22 protein-coding genes are annotated in these 17208 nt (G+C 68.9%); 8 read left to right on the top strand and 14 right to left on the bottom strand.

The genetic code is table 11. From position 1 onward, the window contains the following. Positions 1–35 precede the first annotated feature (35 nt). The gene (locus tag AC5Y2S_RS11305; protein WP_499956239.1) at positions 36–731 is read right to left on the bottom strand and encodes an Rv0518 family GDSL lipase; all 696 of its coding nucleotides are present in this window, start codon (positions 729–731) and stop codon (positions 36–38) included. 168 nt (positions 732–899) lie between these two features. Next, positions 900–2129, bottom strand: a complete 1230-nt coding sequence (locus tag AC5Y2S_RS11310; protein WP_499956240.1) for an acyltransferase family protein — start codon at positions 2127–2129, stop codon at positions 900–902. 317 nt (positions 2130–2446) lie between these two features. On the opposite strand from AC5Y2S_RS11310, the gene AC5Y2S_RS11315 reads away from it, so the two are divergent. Then, positions 2447–2878 carry an STAS domain-containing protein gene (locus AC5Y2S_RS11315; protein ID WP_499956241.1) on the top strand — a complete coding sequence of 144 codons (432 nt, stop codon included), beginning with the start codon at positions 2447–2449 and terminating at the stop codon, positions 2876–2878. Here AC5Y2S_RS11315 and AC5Y2S_RS11320 read toward each other — a convergent pair. Then, positions 2875–3825 (bottom strand): GlxA family transcriptional regulator, encoded by a 951-nt coding sequence (locus tag AC5Y2S_RS11320; RefSeq protein WP_499956242.1) that lies wholly within the window; start codon positions 3823–3825, stop codon positions 2875–2877. The two genes, AC5Y2S_RS11315 and AC5Y2S_RS11320, sit on opposite strands and share 4 nt — an antisense overlap. 74 nt (positions 3826–3899) lie before the next feature. Between AC5Y2S_RS11320 and AC5Y2S_RS11325 the strand changes: the two genes are divergently transcribed. Together AC5Y2S_RS11325 and AC5Y2S_RS11330 are read left to right on the top strand one after the other, a co-directional pair. Continuing rightward, positions 3900–4556, top strand: a complete 657-nt coding sequence (locus AC5Y2S_RS11325; RefSeq protein ID WP_499956243.1) for a DJ-1/PfpI family protein — start codon at positions 3900–3902, stop codon at positions 4554–4556. After that, positions 4557–4871: a hypothetical protein gene (locus AC5Y2S_RS11330; RefSeq protein ID WP_499956244.1), complete on the top strand. Its 315-nt coding sequence runs from the start codon at positions 4557–4559 to the stop codon at positions 4869–4871. It abuts the gene before it with no gap. Here AC5Y2S_RS11330 and AC5Y2S_RS11335 read toward each other — a convergent pair. The 7 genes from AC5Y2S_RS11335 to AC5Y2S_RS11365 all read right to left on the bottom strand — a co-directional run bounded on the left by AC5Y2S_RS11335 (position 4788) and on the right by AC5Y2S_RS11365 (position 11024). Next, positions 4788–5102, bottom strand: coding sequence for a hypothetical protein (locus tag AC5Y2S_RS11335; RefSeq protein ID WP_499956245.1), 315 nt, complete (start codon positions 5100–5102; stop codon positions 4788–4790). The two genes, AC5Y2S_RS11330 and AC5Y2S_RS11335, sit on opposite strands and share 84 nt — an antisense overlap. Next, positions 5099–5653: a transport-regulating membrane protein Mce1N gene (gene mce1N, locus AC5Y2S_RS11340; protein WP_499956246.1), complete on the bottom strand. Its 555-nt coding sequence runs from the start codon at positions 5651–5653 to the stop codon at positions 5099–5101. The genes AC5Y2S_RS11335 and mce1N overlap by 4 nt, the downstream gene beginning before the upstream one ends. Positions 5654–5666: 13 nt before the next feature. Then, entirely contained in the window at positions 5667–6647 is a 981-nt protein-coding gene (gene hemB / locus AC5Y2S_RS11345) for a porphobilinogen synthase (RefSeq protein WP_499956247.1), read from the bottom strand. Further along, the gene (locus AC5Y2S_RS11350) at positions 6647–8314 is read right to left on the bottom strand and encodes a bifunctional uroporphyrinogen-III C-methyltransferase/uroporphyrinogen-III synthase (RefSeq protein ID WP_499956248.1); all 1668 of its coding nucleotides are present in this window, start codon (positions 8312–8314) and stop codon (positions 6647–6649) included. Before AC5Y2S_RS11350 ends, hemB begins: the two co-directional genes overlap by 1 nt. 22 nt (positions 8315–8336) lie before the next feature. Further along, positions 8337–9281, bottom strand: a complete 945-nt coding sequence (gene hemC / locus AC5Y2S_RS11355; protein ID WP_499956530.1) for a hydroxymethylbilane synthase — start codon at positions 9279–9281, stop codon at positions 8337–8339. Between the two features lie 13 nt (positions 9282–9294). Continuing rightward, the gene (locus tag AC5Y2S_RS11360; RefSeq protein WP_499956249.1) at positions 9295–10665 is read right to left on the bottom strand and encodes a glutamyl-tRNA reductase; all 1371 of its coding nucleotides are present in this window, start codon (positions 10663–10665) and stop codon (positions 9295–9297) included. A 98-nt stretch (positions 10666–10763) separates the two neighbouring features. Next, entirely contained in the window at positions 10764–11024 is a 261-nt protein-coding gene (locus tag AC5Y2S_RS11365) for a glutaredoxin family protein (RefSeq protein WP_499956250.1), read from the bottom strand. Between the two features lie 73 nt (positions 11025–11097). Here AC5Y2S_RS11365 and AC5Y2S_RS11370 point away from each other — a divergent pair, with 73 nt between their 5' ends. From AC5Y2S_RS11370 to cmaA2, 5 genes are all read left to right on the top strand, one after another. Continuing rightward, complete coding sequence (locus AC5Y2S_RS11370) at positions 11098–11409, top strand: WXG100 family type VII secretion target (protein ID WP_499956251.1); 312 nt, start codon at positions 11098–11100, stop codon at positions 11407–11409. Next, positions 11402–11692: a WXG100 family type VII secretion target gene (locus tag AC5Y2S_RS11375; protein ID WP_499956252.1), complete on the top strand. Its 291-nt coding sequence runs from the start codon at positions 11402–11404 to the stop codon at positions 11690–11692. Before AC5Y2S_RS11370 ends, AC5Y2S_RS11375 begins: the two co-directional genes overlap by 8 nt. A gap of 256 nt (positions 11693–11948) precedes the next feature. Then, the gene (locus AC5Y2S_RS11380) at positions 11949–12857 is read left to right on the top strand and encodes an HAD family hydrolase (protein WP_499956253.1); all 909 of its coding nucleotides are present in this window, start codon (positions 11949–11951) and stop codon (positions 12855–12857) included. 43 nt (positions 12858–12900) lie between these two features. Next, on the top strand, positions 12901–13413 hold the full coding sequence (locus AC5Y2S_RS11385; protein ID WP_499956254.1) for an FAS1-like dehydratase domain-containing protein: 513 nt from the start codon (positions 12901–12903) through the stop codon (positions 13411–13413). An 11-nt stretch (positions 13414–13424) separates the two neighbouring features. Next, positions 13425–14330 (top strand): cyclopropane mycolic acid synthase CmaA2, encoded by a 906-nt coding sequence (gene cmaA2, locus AC5Y2S_RS11390; RefSeq protein ID WP_499956255.1) that lies wholly within the window; start codon positions 13425–13427, stop codon positions 14328–14330. A gap of 33 nt (positions 14331–14363) precedes the next feature. Here the strand turns inward: cmaA2 and AC5Y2S_RS11395 are convergent, their stop codons facing one another. The 4 genes from AC5Y2S_RS11395 to AC5Y2S_RS11410 form a co-directional block, all read right to left on the bottom strand. Next, entirely contained in the window at positions 14364–15455 is a 1092-nt protein-coding gene (locus tag AC5Y2S_RS11395) for a lysophospholipid acyltransferase family protein (RefSeq protein WP_499956256.1), read from the bottom strand. Beyond that, positions 15437–16552, bottom strand: coding sequence for an SDR family oxidoreductase (locus AC5Y2S_RS11400; RefSeq protein ID WP_499956257.1), 1116 nt, complete (start codon positions 16550–16552; stop codon positions 15437–15439). The genes AC5Y2S_RS11395 and AC5Y2S_RS11400 overlap by 19 nt, the downstream gene beginning before the upstream one ends. A 71-nt stretch (positions 16553–16623) precedes the next feature. After that, positions 16624–16725: a 30S ribosomal protein bS22 gene (locus tag AC5Y2S_RS11405; protein ID WP_003402602.1), complete on the bottom strand. Its 102-nt coding sequence runs from the start codon at positions 16723–16725 to the stop codon at positions 16624–16626. 100 nt (positions 16726–16825) lie between these two features. Beyond that, complete coding sequence (locus AC5Y2S_RS11410; protein WP_066917724.1) at positions 16826–17083, bottom strand: cell division/environmental response transcriptional regulator; 258 nt, start codon at positions 17081–17083, stop codon at positions 16826–16828. Positions 17084–17208 lie beyond the last annotated feature (125 nt).

The following is a 17208-nucleotide window of genomic DNA, read 5'->3' on the forward strand; positions in this document are numbered from 1 at the left end:
AGCCTAAAGTCTTGTGCGCCTGAGGCTTTGGCTTGTCATCGAGACAGCTGCATGCCGATCAGCGGCGCGATCTTGTCCGCCAGATACTGATGCCCCGCGTCGTTGGGGTGCACACCGTCCGGGCCGATCAGGTCGGGCCTGTCGACGAACCAGCGATCGCCGATCGGATCGACGAACGTCGCCCCCGCGGCCCGCGCCGCGCCGTTGAGGACGTCGCGGATCTCCAGGACGGAATCGGGCACGTCGGCGGTCGGCCACGGCGGCCCGATCACCAGCAGCCGGGCGGACGGCGACCGAAGCCGCGCCAGAGCGAAGGTGTCGCGCACCTTGGCGGCCAGCAGCTCGGGGTCCTCGGGATGGAAGCCCTGGTCGTTGCGCGACCCGAAGAACACCACCAGCGCATCCTCGGGCTTGACCGCCCTGCCGGTCAGGTCCTCGAAGATGCTGCCGTGGTCGCCCGGCACGCCATAGCCGGCCCGGCCCTCGGCCGACACGTCCGGCACGACGCGCACGCCGCGCTGGGCCAGCGTGTGCCAGGCCAGGGCGGTCCACGATTTCGGGCCCAGGCCGCCCTCGTCGGTTCCGGTGGTGTAGGAGTCGCCGACCACGGCCACATGGTTCAGCCGCGAATCCAGGGTCATGGTTTGGTAGCCGCGAACCCGTGCCGGGTCCGCGAGGACGACGCCCGCCACCAGGGCGAGGCCGAGCATGAGCGTGACCAGGCGACTCACCGCTACCTCCCCCCCGAAAGTTGCGTCGTCGTGCGCCGCATCCAAATCAACGGAATCGTACGAGGAATTGGCGCGAACCGGGCGTCAATCCGCGCAATGGCGGCTGTGCGCTATCGCCATGGTATCGACGGATTCCGGGCTCGACCGATTCGCGCGCCGAGGTAAATCTCACACCGCGCGGGCCGAAATCGCTTCCCGCGCATCCTCGATCGGGCGAACCTTGGCGCTGACCGGGTCGGGTTTCGCGCTCGCGGGCCGGACGTCGACCATCCTGCGCATCCAGCGCCGGGCCGGCTCTTCGACGAAGTGATACAGCAGGATTGACATGCCGACGGCGATCGCGAACAGCCCGACGACGTTCCACTTCCACGGGTTGTCCTGCGGCGTGAGCTCGAACTGCTCGACCGCCCATCCCCAGGCGGTGTGCACCAGCTCGTGCGCCATGTACAGGCAGAACGAGATCTGCCCGCCGTACACCATGACCCGGGTGGACAGCATCCTCGGCAGGCCGCCCACGCCGATCGCCAGCGCGATGACCAGCGGAACGAACAGCATGTCGACCACGCCTCCGCTGTCGTTCTCCACAACCCCGCCGATCGGGTGCGCGTTGAACCAGTACAGGACGCCCACCATGGCCGCCAGGAGGAGCAGGGACACGTATCCCGCCACGCGGCGACCGCGATCGGTCAGCCGCAACCTGCGCACGGCGGCGCAGGCCAGCGCGCCGGCGACGAACTGGGTCACGATTCGCGGCAGCCAGCTCCACGGTGTGTAGAAGTGGCCACTGGCCAGCAGCATCACCACCGGCGGCAACGAGGCGGCGAACGCCAGCACCATGAGGCTCCGCGCCCTGGTCGCCTGCTTCATCCGCAGAATCAGCAGGACGAGCACGCCGAAGAGCAAGTAGGCCAGCCATTCCGCGCTGATCGACCACGCCGGCCCGTCCCAGCTGGAGTCGTCGAAGAACGGCTGGAACCACAGCTGGACGAGCAGGATCTGGCGCACGTAGCTGATCGCGGTGAGCTGGCCGGCGTCGGGCGACGGCACGTGCCCGACGTGCAGGGTGAAGATCACCCACAACGCGGCCAGGTGCAGCGTGACCAGATACACCGGCCACACCCGGGCCAGCCGCAGCCACAGGAAGTGCAGGGTGGCGCGCGTCGACCACGACCGGCCCATGCGGTCGAGGTAGTTCCAGGTCAGCACGAACCCGCTGAGGATGAAGAAGAGGTCGACGCCCTGGGCGCCGCAGTTGAGCACGGGCGCGAGGGCGTCGCGCAGGTCGGGCGACGCGTCGCCCAGCATCGGCCGGAAGTGAAACAGCACCACCCACACCGCGGCGACGATGCGCAGTCCGGTCAGGGCTTTGATCTCACCCCTGAATTCTGCGCCGCGCACGTTGCTCTCTCCGCCTGGACTCTCGCTGTTTCGTATCCCTTTGGGTACCGACTGACCGGGCGATGACAAGCCCCCCGACCGACAACCGGCAGCCAACGAAGCGTAACAGCGCGAGCGCGCCGATCGCGTGATGGGCCGTGGCGTGGCACCGGGCGTCGGTGGGTGCCCCGCGTTGCCGCGCGCAAGCCGGCGTCGTCGCTTTGGCCCAGGCCAGAACCCCCGAAAGTGGCTTCTTAGCAAAGAGTTAGGAGCGGCTTTCGGTCTCCTTAGATTTGGCGGGCACCTTTAGAGAACAGGACTCGGCGAATGGGGCGCTCATGACGATCACGAATGTCGCGACTCGGCACGGTTACGGCACGTTCGATTGCGGCGGCGCCCAGATTCGCGCGCACTGCCGTCACCTGGCGACCGTGGTAACCATCCGCGGCGACGTCGATGCCGGCAACGTCGACCGGGTCAGCGAGTACCTTTGGCGATTCACCCTCGGGAGCAACCCGGTGGTGCTCGACCTGACCGACGTGAGGCATTTTGCCGGGTCCGGGATCTCGCTGGTGCACCGGTTCGACGAGGACTGCCGCGCCGCCGGGGTGGAGTGGACGTTGGTCGCGAGCCCCGCGATCACCGGACTGCTGGGCGACCAGGGCGAGTTCCCGATCGCGCGTTCGCCGCACGAGGCGCTGCGCAACCTCGCCGAGGCCATCGTCAGCCGCCGTCAGCTCGTGCTGCCGCTCATCAAGAAGACGGCTTAGTTTTTCCGGGCCCGTCCCCGGAACGTGTTCCGATAACCCTGTGGCGACACCCCGGCGACCCGCCTGAACTGTTCCCTAAAGCTGGACGCTGACCGGAAGCCGACCTGGCGGGCGATGAGTTCGATGCTGTCGGGCGTTCGCTCCAACAGTTCCTGCGCGTGCCGGATCCGCACGCCGGTGACCCACTGCATGGGAGTTTGACCGGTTTCGGCCTGAAATCGACGGTTGAGGGTGCGGACGCTGCTGGACGCTTTGGCTGCGACGTCGACGAGACTCAGCTCCTCGCACGCGTGCTCCTCAATCCATGTCAGCAGCGGGCCGAGTTCAGTGTTGCCGGGCCGGCGGTTGCGCACGATGAACTGCGCCTGCCCGCCGCTGCGATGCAGCGGCGCCACCGCCAGCCTCGCCGCCTCGGCCGCAACCGCGGCCCCGTAGTCGCGGGCGACCATGTGCAGGCAGAGGTCCAGGCCCGCCGACGCACCCGCGGACGTGAGCACCCGCCCCTCGTCGACGTAGAGCACGTCGGCATCGAGCGTGACGGCGGGAAACGCGACCCGAAACTGCTCCGCGGCCAGCCAGTGCGTGGTCGCCCGCTTGCCGTCGAGCAGCCCGGCCGCCGCGAGTGTGAAGGCCCCGCTGCAGATGGAAGCGATCCGAATCCCCTTGGCGTACGCGGCTTTCAGTGCGGCGGTGACGTCGTTTGGGACCGGCGTCGTGACGTCGTTGCGGCCGGGCACCACGACGGTATCCGCCTCGGCGAGGGCGTCGATGCCCAGCTCGGTCGCGATGCGCATGGGGCCCGCGGTCACCACGGGCTCGGCGCCGCACACGCGAACGTCGTATCCGGGCGAGCCGTCGGGTAGGCGGGCTCGGCCGAAAACCTCGACGGGAGTGGCCAGGTCGAAGGCGACGGTGTCCGGCAGCGCCACGACCACCACACGGTGCATGTTGGCAATATACCGGCGAAACATGGCTGTTTGGCCACTGGCCTGCGGCGCCCACGTCGGCGAATCTCGTACGGGTGTATGCGCAGATCGTGATGTTCGACGGGTTCGACCCGCTCGACGTCATCGCCCCGTTCGAGGTGCTTGCCGCCGGCGGCGACGCGGTTGGCGGTGACCTCGTCGTCGAGCTCGTTTCGGCCGAGGGCGCGCGTCCGGTCGTCAGCGGCACCCGTCACCTGGCGCTCACGGCGGGCCGCCCGCTGGATCCCGGCAAGCCGGGATACGTCGTGGTTCCGGGAGCGAACGGGCCGATAGCGGGCGACCCGGACGACGGGGTCGCCACGATCCCGGTGCTGCTGGCCCGGGCGGCCGACACCGCACTGACACCCCTGATGCGCGAGGCGTTCGACAATCCCGCGGTCACGGTGGCGACCGTCTGCGGCGGCTCGCTCGTGTTGGCGATGAGCGGGCTGATCGAGGGCCGCCACGCGGTCACCCATCACCTCGGCATGGACCTTCTCGAAGCGGCGGGGGCGCACCCGGTGCGGGCGCGGGTCGTCGACGACGGCGACCTGATCAGCGCCGGCGGAGTCACCTCCGGCCTGGACCTGGCGCTGTATCTCTTGGAGCGCTCCTACGGGCCGCGGATCGCGCGGGCGGTCGAGGACATGTTCGAGTACGAGCGCCGCGGCACGGTGTGGACTCCGGCCGGGCGCGAACCGGTGGAGGTGTGAATGAGCGTGTTCGGTGATTGGGACGTCACCATCAAGACGCCGATCGGCTCTCTGGCGGTGTCCTACACCTTCGGCCAGGCCGTCGATGGCACCGTCGGGACGGCTACCTACAAGGGCGACACCGTTGCGCTGCAGGACATTTCGACAGATGGGGACCGAGTGACCTGGCGGCAGTCGGTGGCCAAGCCGATGCGGCTCAATCTGGCTTTCGACGTCGTCGTCGACGGCGATTCACTCGCCGGCCATTCGCGGGCCGGTCGGCTGCCGCGGTCGGCCGTCGTGGGCACGCGCAGCAGACGGTCCCCGTGCCCCTAGCCGCCGCAGCCGCGCGATGCCCAGCACCGCCAGCACTCCCGCGGTCGTCACCAGCACCAGGGCCAGCAATAGCAGCTGGGGGTTGTAGACCAGCGACGTGGTGAACGGCTGCCCGTCGGCGATGGGCGCGACGCGCACCGTGTGGCGCGCGTGTACCCAGGTGACCCCCGCACCCGCCAGCGCCGCGCAGGCCAGGGCGAGCGCGACCAGGGCCCGGACGCGGCCGATCACGACGGCGACCCGTCTTCGAAGTCGTCGTCGGCGAGGTCGGATCCGGCGGGCTCCACCCGCTCCTGAACCAGCGGCGTCAGCGCCGCACGCAGGTGACGATGGCGGCGCGCCCAGGCCTGGGCGGTGCGATCGTTGGTCAGCTTGAGGCCGATCCCGATCCGGCCGCGCGGCACACCCACCAATTCGCCGAGCGCCCGGGCGGACTGCCACCTCGCCAGCTCCTTGCCGGACGCCTCGTGGTGCTCCGGCGACGGATAAACCTTGACGATCTCGCGCACCAGGATGGTTTCGGTGCCCTGGCGCAAGGCGTCCTCGGTGAGCTCGACGGAGACGTGGATCCGCGCCGCCTTCACCTGCAACCCCACGAACGCCGACACCAGCACCAGGAAGATCGCCGGGACGACCAGCGACACCTTGGCGCCGCTCCAGATTTCGATCAGCACCATCGCGCCGGCCGACGCCGGGCCCAACGCCACCCACCACCAGCTCGCACCCGGCTCGTAGAACAGCGGCGGTGGTTCGGCGCCGTTCGCCGTGGTCTCCGATGTCAAAGCGCGCCCCGTCTCACGAAAGCCACCCCGCCGCGTCCGCGGCCCAATAGGTGAGCACGATATCGGCTCCGGCGCGCCGGATGCTCGTCAACGACTCCAGCGCGGCGGCCCGCTCGTCGATCCAGCCGTTGGCGGCCGCAGCGCAGATCATCGCGTACTCCCCCGAGACCTGGTAGGCGGCCACCGGCACCGGCGAGATCGAGGCCGCCGCGGACACCACATCCAGGTAGCCCATCGCGGGCTTGACCATCAGGATGTCGGCGCCCTCGTCGAGGTCCAGCCGGATCTCGCGCAGCGCCTCGCGGAAGTTGCCCGACTCCTGCTGGTAGGTGCGCCGGTCCCCGGACAGGCTGGAGCTCACCGCCTCGCGGAAGGGGCCGTAGAACGCCGAGGCGAACTTCGCCGCGTAGGCCAGGATCACCACGTCGGCGTAGCCCGCGGCGTCCAGGCCGTCGCGGATGGCGGCCACCTGGCCGTCCATCATTCCGCTCGGCCCCACCACGTGCGCGCCCGATTCCGCTTGTGCCACAGCCAGTTTGACGTAGCGGGCCAGGGTGGCGTCGTTGTCCACCCGGCCCCGGGCGTCCAGGACGCCGCAGTGCCCGTGATCGGTGAACTCGTCCAGGCAGGTGTCGGCCATCAGCACCGTGGCGTCGCCGAGATCCTTGGCCAGGTCGCGCAGCGCGACGTTGAGGATGCCGTCGGGATCGGTGCCGGCCGAGCCCGTCGGGTCCTTGTCCTGCTCGCGCGGCACGCCGAACAGCATCAGCCCGCCCACGCCGGCGGCGACGGCCTCTTGCGCGGCCGCCCGCAGCGAATCCCGGTCGTGCTGGACCACGTTCGGCATCGACGCGATGGGCCGCGGTTCGCCGATTCCGTCGGCGACGAACATGGGCAGCACCAAATGCCTTGGCTCCAAGGACGTTTGCGCCACCAGGCGACGCAACGCGGGGGTCGAGCGGAGCCGGCGCGGGCGCTGCCGCGGGTAGCTCACTAGCGCCTGCGGCTCTTCTTACGCGGCGGCGGCAACGCGCCCTCGGCCCGCAACCGCGCGGCGTGTTCGGCCAGGGCGTCGACCAGGGGGCCGACGGCGGCGGTTTCGGGCTGGACGTCGACCCGCAGGCCGAACTCGGCGGCGGTCTCGGCCGTCTTGGGCCCGATGCAGGCGATGATCGTCCGGGCGTGCGGCTTGCCGGCGATGCCGACCAGGTTGCGCACCGTCGAGCTGGACGTGAAGCAGACCGCGTCGAAGCCGCCCGTCTTGATCATTTCGCGGGTGGCCGCCGGCGGCGGCGCGGCGCGCACCGTCCGATACGCGGTCACGTCCTCGATCTCCCAGCCGCGCTCGCGCAACCCCTCGGCCAACGTCTCGGTAGCGATGTCGGCCCGCGGCAGCAGGACGCGGTTCACCGGGTCGAAAATGCTGTCGTAGGGCGGGAAGTCGTCGAGCAGACCGAGCGAGGACTGCTCGCCGGCCGGCACCAGTTCGGGGCTGATCCCAAAGGCGCGGACCCGGTCGGCCGTGGACTCGCCGACGCAGGCGATCTTCACGCCGGAGAATGCGCGGGCGTCCAACCCGAACTCGCCGAACTTCTCCCACACCGCGCGCACCGCGTTCGTGGAGGTGAACACCACCCACTGGAAGCGGCCGTCGACCAGGCCCTTGACGGCCCGCTCCATCTGGGCCGGGCTGCGGGGCGGCTCGACGGCGATGGTCGGCACCTCGATCGGCAGCGCGCCGTAGGAGGTCAGCCGCTCGCTCATCTCGCCGGCCTGGTCCTTGGTGCGGGGCACCAGCACCGTCCAGCCGTACAGCGCGCGGCTTTCCCACCAGTTCAGCTTCGCGCGGCTGGCCACCGTCTTGCCGATGGTCACCACGAGCGGGCCGGTCATCGGCCCGGCCGGGTCGGTGCTGCCCACGACGGCCGGGTCGGTCAGGCCGCTCAACGTGGTCTCGACCGAACGCTGCTGGCAGGTGGTGCCCTGCGCGGTCACCACGCAGGGGGTGGCCTCGGCCAGTTCGTGCTCGATCAAGGCGCGGGCCGCGTCGGCCAGGTGCGACGCGGTGGCCTGCAGGATCAGCGGGCCGGGAGCCGCCGCCAAAGCGTCCCAGTCGACATGCGGGTCGCGCACGTCGGCGACCGTGTGCGACGAGCCCAGCGGCAGGCCGGCGTAGGTGGGCACGGCGCTGGTGGCGGCCAGGCCGGGCACGATCTCGACGTGCAGGTGGCTGCGCGCGACGGCGTTCACCTCGGTGATGACGGCGTCAAGCGTCAGTGGGTCGCCGGCCACCAGCCGCACCACGTCGACGCCGGAACGGGCCTCGGCGACCAGCGTCTTGGCCACCTCCGCGGGCTCGCCCAGGGCGGGACGGACATCGGGGCCGGCCGAGATCACCGCGGGCGCCGTCTGGTTGGCGTCCCCGTCGGCGGCGCCTTCGGCGGTCGCGACCTCCGGACCCGCCGGCGCCGGGCCGGAGACCGGTGGCAGGTCCTTGCCGATCAGCGCGAGCACGGGCTCGGGCACGTCGGGGTCGGTGAACACCAGGGCGGCGTTGGCCAGCACCGAGGCGGCCCGTGTCGTCAACAATCCCGGGTCGCCGGGGCCGGAGCCCACGAACGTGATGTGGCCCGGTCTCGGCTTACGCCCTCGCGTCGTCATTGTCGCTCCCAAGTGACTCTCTTCAGTTTCCTCGCGCGGGGTCTTGCCGCGCCCCCCCAATCAGCTCTCGCGCGCCCAGCTCGAACAGCTCCGCGGCGACCGAAAGCCCTAGCTCTCGCGCCCGACCGGGAGTGCCGACTCCGGACGCCCGGATCACATCCGACCCGTCCAGCGCCGCCACACAGCCACGCAACGACAGCTCTTCGAAGACCCGGCCGTCGTCATCGATGGACTCGACCACTTCGGCGATCGCGCCCACCGGTGCGGAGCAACCGGCCTCCAGTTCGGCCAGCAAGGCTCGCTCCGCGGTGACCGCCGCGCGCGTGTCGGCGTCGTCCAACTCCGCCAGCACCGCCGCCAACTCGTCGCCGGCGCGGCATTCGACGGCGAGCGCGCCTTGAGCCGGTGCTGGCAACATCTGCACCGGCTCTAGCGTCTCGGTGACATCGCCGAGGCGGCCCAGCCGGGCCAGACCGGCCCGGGCGACCACGATCGCGTCAAGATCACCACTGCTTACCCTGTTCAACCTGGTATCAAGGTTGCCTCGTAGGGGGCGGATTTCCAAACCGAGACCCAATGCTCTAAGCTGTGCGGCCCTGCGCGGCGACGACGTGCCCACCAGCGAACCTGCCGGCAACTCCCCCAGCACCAGACCGTCCCGGGCCACGAGCGCGTCGCGGGGGTCGTTGCGAGGCGGTATCGCCGCGATGGTGAACCTCGGGTCGTCGGCGGTCGGCAAATCCTTGTGCGAGTGCACCGCGGCGTCGACGCGCCCGTCGACGATGGCTTCGCGCAACGCGGTGGTGAAGACGCCCACACCCAGGCTCTCGATGGGCGCCGACGACCGGTCGCCCGCCGTCGCGATGGTCACCAGCTCGGCGGGGTGGCCGTTGGCGATCAAGGCGTCCCTGACGACGCCGGCCTGGGTGGTGGCCAACAGGCTGCCCCGGGTGCCTATCCGGATCACGTGCGCCAATCGGCTACTCGCCAGACTGTTTTGGCATGCCGGCGTCGAAACCGCCTGGCATCACGGGCAATTCGCCGGCGGCGACGGCGTCCACAGCGGTCTGGTCGAGTTCGAAGAGTTCGCGCAGGGCCTCGGCGTAGCTGTCGCCGCCCGGGGCGCTGGCCAGCTGCTTGATCCGCACCGTCGGCGCGTGCAGCAGCTTGTCCACCACCCGCCGCACGGTGCGGGCCACCTCCTCGCGATGGGCGCTCTCCAGGCCCGGCAGCCGGTTGTCGAGGCGCAGCAGCTCGGCTTCGACGACGTCGGCGGCGCGCTGGCGCAGCGCCGTCACCGTCGGGGTGACCTCGGCCATCCGCTGGCCGGCCAGGTAGGTGGCGACCTCGGCGGCCACGATGTGGCGGGCGGCGTCGACGTCGGAGGCCGCGGCATGCGCCGACGGCTCGTGTTGGACGCGCTCCACGTCGACGACCCAGACGCCGGGCAGCCCGGCCACAGCTGGGTCGACGTCGCGCGGCATGCCCAGGTCGCAGATCACCAGAGGATGGTTGGCCTCGTCCCGGCGCGCGGTGGCCAGGGCGTGGTGCACGTCGGCCAGCGACACCACGGGGCTGACCGCGCCCGTGCAGCTGACCAGGACGTCGGCGTCCGCCAGCGCGTCGGCGAGCCGGTCGAGGGTCAGCGCCTCGGCGTGCACGCCGGACTCGCGGATCTTGCGGGCCAGCCGCTGCCCGCGGGTCAGGGACCGGTTGAGCACCAGAACGCGGTCGATGCCGGCCCGGGTGAGGTGTGCGGACGACAGCGCGCCCATCGCCCCCGCCCCGATCACCACGGCCGTCTTGCCCGCCAGCCCGCCGAGCCGCCGTTCGGCCATGGCCAGGGCGACCGACACCACCGACGCGCCGGCGGAGTCGATGGCGGTTTCGGAATGCACCCGCTTGCCCACCGACAGGGCCCGCTGGGCCAGCTCGTGCAGCACCCGGCCCACGGTGCGATTGGTCTCGGCGGCGGCATAGGCGCGGCGCACCTGTCCCAGCACCTGCTGCTCGCCGATCACCGCCGAATCCAGGCCGCTGGCCACGGCAAAGAGGTGTTCGACGGCGGCCTCGCTGTAGCGCACGTAGGCGTACTTGGTCAGGTCACCCATCGACATGCCGGAGTGTTCCGACAGCACCTGGCCGACCACCGCCAACCCGCCGTGGAAGGCATCGACGACGGCGTACACCTCGACCCGGTTGCATGTCGAGAGCACCATCGCCTCGGTCACCAGCGGCGACTGCAACACCCGATCGACGATCTTGACCTGATCGGCTTCGTCGATGCTGAGTTGTTCCAGGACGGAGACCGGCGCACTGCGGTGCGAAACCCCGAAGAGCAGGACGCTCACGGCAGCATCACCTGGCCAGCTCCCTTGCTTCTCCAGTAACTGAACTGGTGTCCACGGTAAACGTTAATCAGCTGGGCTACCAAATGAATGCCGACCGGCTACCGGGCCAGATCGGCCCGCAGGCGCGGCTCGTCCACTTCCCAGTAGCTGTGCTCGAGCCCATCCAGCAGCACCACCGGCAGACGGTCGCCGAACTCGGCCCGCAATCCGGGGTCGCCCGACGCCGCCGCGGCGTCGACGTCGGTGGTGGTCAGCTCGAAATCCAGCTCACCGACCAGTCCCTCCAGCCGTGCGCGCACCCGCTCGCAGAGGGTGCAGCCGTCTCGGGTCAGCAGCTCGACTCGCCGCCTGCTTGTCATGGGCTCCAGTGTGGCAGCGGCGGGGCATCTCCGGTGAATTGTGGGACCGCCCCGGGTTCACTAGCTTGCGGGTATGGGGGCTGATGGGACACTGCACGTCGATCCGGCGGTGATGCAGGACTTCGCGGTCTCGCTGGGCGGCGCCGCCGAGCATCTCATGGCCGAGCTCGCGGACCTCGACGATCAGGTTGGCCAGATGCTGGGCGGCTGGCGCGGCGCGTCGGGGGACGCCTACGGGTCGGCGTGGCAGCTGTGGCATCGGGGGGCCCGTGAGGTGCAGGCGGGCTTGTCGATACTGGCGCAGCTGGTGGCCCAGGCCGGCGGGCTTTATGGCGACAACGAGTCGGCGGCAGCGGAGACGATGCGCGGGGTTTACCGTGGCTGAGGCGTTTCGTGTCGACCCGGAAGCGTTGGCCGATGCGGTGCAGCGGATGTCCGAGTTTCAGCGCCGGGCCGAAGAGATGTTGACCGAAATCGATTCTCGCGTAACGCGTTTGCACGCCTCCTGGACGGGCGAAGGCGCGGCGGCACATGCCGAGGCGCATCGGCGTTGGGCCCGCGGTGAGGCGATGATGCGCGAAGCGTTGGCGCAGTTGCGGACCGCCGGCGCGACGGCGCACCGCAACTACACCGGCGCCATGTCGACGAATCTGGGCATGTGGTCTTGAGCTAATGGCCCCGCTGGCGTGCGACCCGGCGCCCTGTCGTTCGACGAGCTGACGGCAGAACTGCTGCAGGGGCTGCCGGAAAGCATTACCTCTCAGCTTCCGCTCTGGTGACCATAGGGTCGGCAATGGACAAGCTGCCCCGACAGCCCTCGGGCCCCTGACACACGTCAAGGCGCCCACGCCACCAGCCGGATAGGGTTGAATACCGGGCACCCGCTGGGCCACCGGGTGGCACAGCGATCTAGGAGGTTGGACGATGGCTTCCTCTGAGTCGGGCGGCGAGCACACCGGCCGCGCCGACCTGGATGCGCTGGTCGACAATGCGAGCGCCGAACGCGCGCTCGAGGACCTGCAGGCCGCGAGCGCCACCGACGAGGGTCGCCCCCAGCCGCCCATCGACCTGACCGCGGCCGCGTTCTTCGACGTGGACAACACCCTGGTCCAGGGGTCCTCGGCCGTCCATTTCGGCCGCGGGCTGGCCGCGCGCAACTACTTCACCTACCGCGATGTGCTCGGATTCATCTACGCGCAGGCCAAGTTTCAGTGGTTGGGCAAGGAGAACAGCAACGACGTCGCCGCCGGGCGGCGCAAGGCCCTCGCCTTCATCGAGGGCCGCTCCGTCGAGCAGCTGGTCGCTTTGGGCGAGGAGATCTACGACGAGATCATCGCCGACAAGATCTGGCCCGGCACCCGCGAGCTCACCCAGATGCACCTCGACGCGGGCCAGCAGGTGTGGCTGATCACCGCCACGCCGTACGAGCTCGCGGCGACCATCGCCCGCCGGCTCGGCCTGACCGGCGCGCTGGGAACCGTCGCCGAATCGGTCGACGGCGTCTTCACCGGCCGGCTGGTCGGCGAGATCCTGCACGGCCCCGGCAAGGCCCACGCCGTGCGCTCGCTCGCGATCCGCGAGGGCCTGAACCTCAAGCGCTGCACCGCGTATTCGGACAGCTACAACGATGTGCCGATGTTGTCGCTGGTGGGCACCGCGGTGGCGATCAACCCCGATGCCCGCCTGCGGGCCCTGGCCCGCGAAAGGGGCTGGGAGATCCGCGACTTCCGGACCGCTCGTAAGGCGGCCCGGATCGGGGTGCCGTCAGCGCTGGCCCTGGGCGCGGCCGGCGGCGCACTGGCGGCAGTGGCTTCCCGGCGTCAATCGCGCTGATAGGCTGCGCCGCTAGACGTAATCGAGCGGGGAGCAAGGCGGCATGACAGTCCCAGAATCGGCCCAAGGGCTCATCGGCAGCCACTACCGCGCACCGGACTACTTCCTGGTCGGGCGCGAGAAAATCCGGGAGTTCGCCCGGGCGATCAAGAACGAGCACCCGACGCACTACGACGAGTCCGAGGCCGAGGCGGCCGGATACCCGGCGCTGGTGGCGCCGCCGACCTTCCTGGCGATCGCGGGACGGCGCGTGCAATTGGAGATCTTCACCAAGTTCAACATTCCGATCAACCTCGCCCGAGTCATGCACCGCGACCAGAAATTTGAGTTTCACCGCCCGATCCTTGCGGACGATAGGCTGTACTTCGACACCTACTTGGACTCGGTGATCGAATCCCACGGGGCCGTAATCGTTGAGATCCGCAGCGAAGTCACAGACGCAGAGGGTAAACCGGTGGTCACTAGCGTCGTTACGATGCTGGGGGAGGCCGCACACCAGGACGCTGGCGCTGAAGAAACCGTCGCCGCCGTCGCATCCATATCAGCCGGAAAGTAGGGTCGATTCCCATGTCACAGGATGAATCGGGTGGCACGCAGCTGAAGCCGCCGATCGAAGCAGTCCGATCCCACTACGACAAATCCAACGAGTTCTTCAAGCTTTGGCTTGACCCGTCGATGACCTACAGCTGCGCCTACTTCGAAGAGCGTCCCAACATGACGCTGGAAGAGGCACAGTACGCCAAGCGCAAGCTCGCGCTGGACAAGCTCAACCTCGAGCCAGGCATGACGCTGCTCGACATCGGCTGCGGCTGGGGCGCGACGATGCGCCACGCGGTCGCCGAGTACGACGTCAACGTGATCGGGTTGACGCTCAGCGAAAACCAGTACGCCCACGACAAGGCGAAGTTCGAGGAGATGGACAGCCCGCGCCGCAAGGAGGTGCGCATCCAGGGCTGGGAGGAATTCGACGAGCCGGTGGACCGCATCGTGTCGCTGGGCGCGTTCGAGCACTTCGCCGACGGCGCCGGCGACGCCGGATTCGAGCGCTACGACACGTTTTTCAAGAAGTTCTACAGCCTGACGCCCGACGACGGCCGGATGCTGCTGCACACGATCATCGTGCCCAGCGCCGAGGAGGCCAAGGAGCTCGGCCTGACGTCGCCGATGAGCCTCCTGCGCTTCATCAAGTTCATCCTGACCGAGATCTTCCCGGGTGGCCGGCTGCCGCAGATCCAGCAGATCGACCATTACTCCTCCAACGCGGGCTGGAAGGTCGAGCGCTACCACCGGATCGGCAAGAACTACGTGCCGACGCTGACCACCTGGGCCGATGCCCTCGAGGCGCACAAGGATGAGGCCATCGCCCTGAAGGGGCAGGAGACCTACGACATCTACATGCACTACCTGCGGGGCTGCTCGGACCTGTTCCGCGATCAGTACACGGACGTCTGCCAGTTCACGCTCGTCAAGTAAGCGGCGAACCGCCCAGCGCCTCGGCGTTGGGCGCTAACCGAAGAAAATGTTGCGCCGGCCGGCCAGCAGCCGGTACAGCGTCTGCTGGATGGTCTCGCGCACCTGGTCGGTCAGCTCGAAGGTGACCATCGGGTCTTCGGCGTCGGAGGCGGCGTAGTCGTTCGTGTAGATCGGTTCGCCGAACGCGATGCGCCACTTCGACGGCAGCGGCACCAGCCCCGCGGGCCCAGCCAACGGAAACAACGGGGTGATCGGGAAATAGGGCAGCCCGAACAGCCGCGCCAGCAGCTTGACGTCGGTGAGCATGGGGTAGATCTCTTCGGACCCGACGATCGAGCACGGGATGATCGGGGCCTTGGTGCGCAGCGCCGCCGTCACGAAGCCGCCGCGGCCGAACCGCTGCAGCCGGTAGCGGTCCTCGAAGCGCTTGCCCAGCCCCTTGTAGCCCTCGGGAAAGACGGCGGTGAGCTCTCCCGCGGCCAGCAGGCGGTGCGCGTCCGTCGTGCAGGCCATGGTGTGGCCCGCCTTGCGGGCGGCTTCGCCGACCACGGGCAGGTCGAACACCATGTCGGCGGCCAGCAGCCGCAGGTCCCGCTGCGCCGGATGTTCGTCGTGCACCGCCACCGAGAGCATCAGCCCGTCGAACGGCAACACCCCGGCGTGGTTGGCCACCACGAGCGCGGCGCCCTCGCCGGGCAGGTTCTCGATGCCGCTGACTTCGACCCGGAACCAGGACCGGAAGAAGAACCTCAGCAAAGGCCGAACGATCGCACTGTTGAAGTGGGGATCGAACCCGAATTCGTCGACGGTGTAGTCGCCGGTGAAACGCTGCCGCAGGAAGCCGGCGACGGCGGCGACCTTTTGCGCAAGATCGTTGAGTGGCGCCTCGGCCGTCGACGTCGCACCCGCCGCGCGCCGATGTTCGTCGATTTCGCGGACGACCGCGGCGATTTGTTCGGCAGAGGCCCGACCCCGCGGATCGGTGAGCATCGAGGGATGTTGACGGGACGAGTCCGCCCGCTGATCGGCTCTCCGGCGAGCCGCTACCCGACCCCTATTTGTATGCAGTGGAATGACGTTCGCTCTGGTTTCGCCCGCCACGATACCTACCTGCCCCCACCCCATGGAATTGCATTTCGGCTTCCCCAGCGCTGCGCTAACGCTATGGCGCGACCCTCCAGGGAGCGTACCCGATCAGGGTCGATTATGGGAGTCAAGCCACGGCCGCGAACGTAGTCGTCGAACGCCCCGGCCGTCGTCCATTTCGGCTGGAAGCCGAGCTCCGTCCGCATTCTCGTGGTGTCCATCACGCGGCCGTAACTCAAGTAATTGAATTGATCGCGAGTGATTTCGGTATAGCGATTAGCCCGTCTCAGCGAATCCAGCGCCCACACCCCAAAACCGGGTACCGGCACCGGGATTCGGCCGGCCCGGCGAATCGCCTGCGACAGCATGATGATGCCGTCCGCGCCGATGTTGAACGTGCCGGCCTTGCCCGCCATCGCGGCGCGCTCCAGCGCGCCCAGCGCGTCCTGCTCGTGCAGCAGCTGCAATCGCGCGTCCCGGCCGAACATCGTCGGGACCAGCGGACCCGCCAGATACCGCGACAGCGTCGTGTCCATCGCCGGCCCGATCATGTTGGCCAGCCGCAGAATCGTCACCGCGATGTCGGGGCGGCGCCGGCCCAGGCCGCGCACGTAACCCTCGATGTCGAGGCTGTCCTTGGCGAATCCGTCGCGGAAGGGTCGGCGGCTGCTGCTGTCCTCGGTGAACATCACCGGATCGTGCGCCGTGGACCCGTACACCTCGGAGGTCGACTTCAGCACCACGCGCCGCACCGATGGCGCCTTCTGGCAGGCCGCGAAGAGTTGCATCGCGCCCATCACGTTGATTTCCTTCAGCGCCGCGGTCCCGCCGGCCCGGGGCACGTAGGACGCCGCAGCGGCGTGCACCACCGTGTCGACGTCGCCGTTGCGAATCACCTTGGCAATGAAGGGATTACGAATGTCGGCGCGAACGAACTCGGCGCGCCCCATGCGGCGGAGCATGTCCTTGCTGGGGGCGATCGCGTCGACCGCGATGACCCCTTTGATCAACGGGTTCTGGGCGAGCCGCGCGGTCAGGTAGCCGCCCAGAAACCGGCACGCGCCGGTAACCAGCACAACTTTGGGGTAGTGCACGGTGCCGCTCGTTCCGGCACCTTCCCCGCTCGACTGATCCACTCAAACAGCCTAACGGGCTGGCGAGACGACGGCGTTAAGGCGGCGTGACGGTCGACTGGGCCGGCGGGTGGTTACTTGCCGAGTTTTCTGCGCTGCACCCGAGTGCGACGCAGCAGCTTGCGGTGCTTCTTCTTCGACATTCGCTTGCGCCGCTTCTTGATTACTGAACCCATGAACTCCGCTATCTGACCGGGGACCTGCTCCTGCTTGACCCGGACACTTTACCCGGCCCTCAGCATGGAACACCAAACCGGCAACCGCGGCAGGTGACGGTCAGCCCGCGTCGAAGTACGAAGTCTCCAGCATGTCGTGGACGGCCTTGGCGTGCACCCGAAAGGAGCGGCCCACCCGGACCGCCGGCAGCTCGCCGTTGTGCACCAGGCGGTACACCGTCATCTTGGACACCCGCATCAGCGCTGCCACCTCGGCGACGGTAAGAAACTGTGTCCTGGCCTGCTGGCCATCGCCGGAACCGGAGTCCCGCCCCTTAGCAGCGGAATCTCGCGCCGATGGCCCGTTGGTAGACGTCATCGCAACCCAATCGTGTCAGGCTCGCGCAATGCCAGCGGCTTCCCCTCCGCTGGCACCCACACGTGCATACAAAGAGGAGAATAGCGGGACTAGTGGGGTTAATGGTACTGGTGAGGGACAATCAA

Source organism: Mycobacterium sp. NGS69 (genome assembly GCF_059812165.1).